We start from the raw sequence: 2,986 nt of genomic DNA, 5'->3' as shown, positions 1-2,986 counted from the left end.
GAAACAAATAATACGATCTCTTATTTTTTTAAAGACCAAGTCATTTTTGAAGAAAAAGAAATCACAAAAGCGGATGGATTACCTTATACGGTTTACACTCCCTATAAAAATAAATGGCTGGAAAAATACAAAACAACGGCTCCGGTTCAGGAATATGATACCGAAGCCTATTTTTCTAACTTCCATAAAAACGGTTTTGCTTTCCCCACTTTGGAACAAATAGGTTTCGAAGAAAGTGCAATAAAAGTAAGGCCACACAATTTAAAATTCATTGCAAATTATCAAGATATAAGGGATTTTCCAGCCTTGGACAAAACCTCTTATCTGTCGCCACATTTGCGTTTTGGAACCGTAAGCATTCGGAAATTAGTCAATTGGGCATTCCATAAAAACGATGTCTTTTTGAGTGAACTGATTTGGAGAGAATTCTTCATGCAAATCTTATTCAGTTTTCCAAAAGTGGTTACCCACAATTTCAAATCGGCTTATGATGGAATTCAGTGGCGCAATAATGAAGAAGAGTTCAAGCGTTGGTGTTCTGGAACGACAGGCTATCCAATGGTTGATGCCGGAATGCGTCAGCTCAATGAAACAGGATATATGCACAACAGAGTCCGAATGGTCGTAGCGAGTTTTTTATGTAAACATTTATTGATTCAATGGCAATGGGGTGAAGCCTATTTTGCTGAGAAATTATTGGATTACGATATGTCTGCGAATGTTGGCAACTGGCAATGGGCAGCAGGAACTGGTTGCGACGCTGCACCTTATTTCCGAGTTTTCAATCCGGAGATTCAACAAAAAAAATTCGATGAAAAAGGAATCTACATCCGCAAATGGATTAAAGAATTTGATTTAGGCTATGGAAAACCAATGGTGGAGCATGCAATGGCGAGAGACAGGGCAATTGCCACGTACAAAGCCGGAATTTTGAAGTAATTTTTTTTATTTTGTCATTCCGACGGAGGAGGAATCTCATCAAGAATGATTAGTTACGAATGGGATTCCTCCTCCGTCGGAATGACAAAGACAACGAAAGAAGGTCAACTTAAATAACTTATATGTTTAAAAAAGAAAATTATTTAATCAATTTTTTCAGCATTCCATTAAAAATAAATCCGTGAAACGGCAAAACAGAATACCAGTATAATTTTCCCCAAATCCCTTTCGGTCTGAAAGTCGCCGCTTGATACAAAGTATTCCCGATAATTTTAAATTCCAACCAAGCTTCGCCCGGGAGTTTCATTTCAGCAAATAAGATTAGTTTTCCCTCCTCTTTATTGGCATATAAAACACGCCAAAAATCCAAAGCATCTCCGGAATGAATTTCATGTCGGTTTGTTCTTCCTCTGCGAGAACCCACACCACCATATAATTTGTCAATAAATCCTCGTAATCCCCAAAGCCAGTCGCCGTAATACCAACCCATATCACCACCGATGGACCAAATTTTATTAATAGTGTACTCTCGGTCTATTATTTCCATTTTTCGGCGATCAATGAAGCAATCTTTTTTGCGAACTTTGAGATATTCAGATATATTGTTGCTAAAACGGCCACTTACTAAGGAGTCTTTCCAGCTTGAAGCTACTTTATCTTCGTCTACTTTTACCAATGCCCTAGCCAACGCCTGCTTGTACGTCATGGGTTTTACATTCAGGATATCATTAATTCGATGGTCTCGGCAAATTACTTCGACTTTCATACTGCTTACAAGAGCTGTAGCAAGTTTATAAGAGGTTGAGGTTACAAAATACAACCAGTAGGAAGATAACTTTGGCGTCATTACCGGAATAGTGAAAATCCATCTTTTGAGGTGCTTTGCTTCGGCGTAGCCCAATAACATTTCTTTGTAAGTGAGGATGTCAGGTCCGCCAATATCAAAATTTTGATTGTAAGTCAAAGGGTTGAGCAATGATTTTGACAAAAATTCCAGTACATCAGTAATGGCGATGGGTTGGCATCGTGTATTGAGCCATTTTGGAGCAATCATGATAGGAAGTTTGTTGACTAAGTCCCTAATGATTTCAAATGATGCGCTTCCAGATCCAACAATAATTCCTGCCCTTAGCGTCGTTGCCGCAAATTTGCCTGTATTTAATATGTCTTCTACCTTTTTTCTCGATGATAAATGTTTGGATAGAGATGTATCGTTGACAATTCCGCTCAGGTAAATGACTTGTTTTACACTGGTCTTATTTAATCGTTGCACAAAATTTGTAGCAGAAATACTTTCTAAATCATCAAAATTCTCAGAAGAGGTAGACATAGAATGCATCAAGTAATAGGCTGCATCGATATCATCCGGTATAGCTGATAACGTTTCTTTTATAAGAAAATCTATTTCTATGACTGAAACGTTTTTTTCATATTCTTTCGGAATATAAAATCTGTTTTTATCCCTGACGCAACAGACTACCTGATGTCCTTGACCTATTAAAATCGGCAAAAGTCGCTTCCCAATATAACCTGTCGCACCTGTTAAGAGAATTTTCATGATTCAGTTTTTAAATAGTTATAATTGTTCGGAATATTATCATTTGATACTTATTATACGATTTATCTGGGATATCAAAGCAATCGAAGAATTGTTGATACGTTGTTTAATCCGTGTATTCTGTATTTTGATTCGTTAATAAAATATTTCGATGTGTATAAGTATTTAAAATTAACTCAATTTATTGGAAACTAGGCTAATAAATTCTTTTCTTGTTTTATCTTTTTCAAAAGCTCCTGTAAAAGAAGAAGTTGTGGTAACTGAATTTTGTTTTTGAATCCCGCGCATTTGCATACACATGTGTTGCGCTTCAATAACTACTGCTACACCAAGAGGATTTAAAGCATCCTGAATACAATTTTTAATCTGATCTGTCAATCGTTCCTGCACTTGCATTCTTCTGGCAAACGCATCTACGACTCTCGGAATTTTGCTCAATCCTACAATTTTACCGTTCGGGATATACGCAACGTGCGCTTTTCCAAAAAA

At 36.9% G+C, this 2,986-nt stretch carries 3 protein-coding genes; 1 reads left to right on the top strand and 2 read right to left on the bottom strand.

From position 1 onward, the window contains the following. Positions 1 to 939, top strand: a 939-nt coding sequence (locus VIH09_RS05230) for a deoxyribodipyrimidine photo-lyase (RefSeq protein WP_331578597.1), incomplete at its 5' end; no start/stop codon positions are given. Positions 940 to 1,078: 139 nt separating this feature from the next. Here the strand turns inward: VIH09_RS05230 and VIH09_RS05225 are convergent. Together VIH09_RS05225 and folE are read right to left on the bottom strand one after the other, a co-directional pair. Then, complete coding sequence (locus VIH09_RS05225; RefSeq protein WP_331578595.1) at positions 1,079 to 2,497, bottom strand: SDR family oxidoreductase; 1,419 nt, start codon at positions 2,495 to 2,497, stop codon at positions 1,079 to 1,081. A gap of 171 nt (positions 2,498 to 2,668) precedes the next feature. Then, positions 2,669 to 2,986: GTP cyclohydrolase I (gene folE / locus VIH09_RS05220; protein WP_331578593.1), on the bottom strand; the 318-nt coding region annotated here is incomplete at its 5' end.

The sequence above is a fragment of the Flavobacterium sp. genome, assembly GCF_036515215.1.
Classification (GTDB): Bacteria; Bacteroidota; Bacteroidia; order Flavobacteriales; family Flavobacteriaceae; genus Flavobacterium.
The sequence above is the reverse complement of the archived record's forward strand: the minus strand, read 5'-3'. Positions and strand labels throughout refer to the sequence as shown.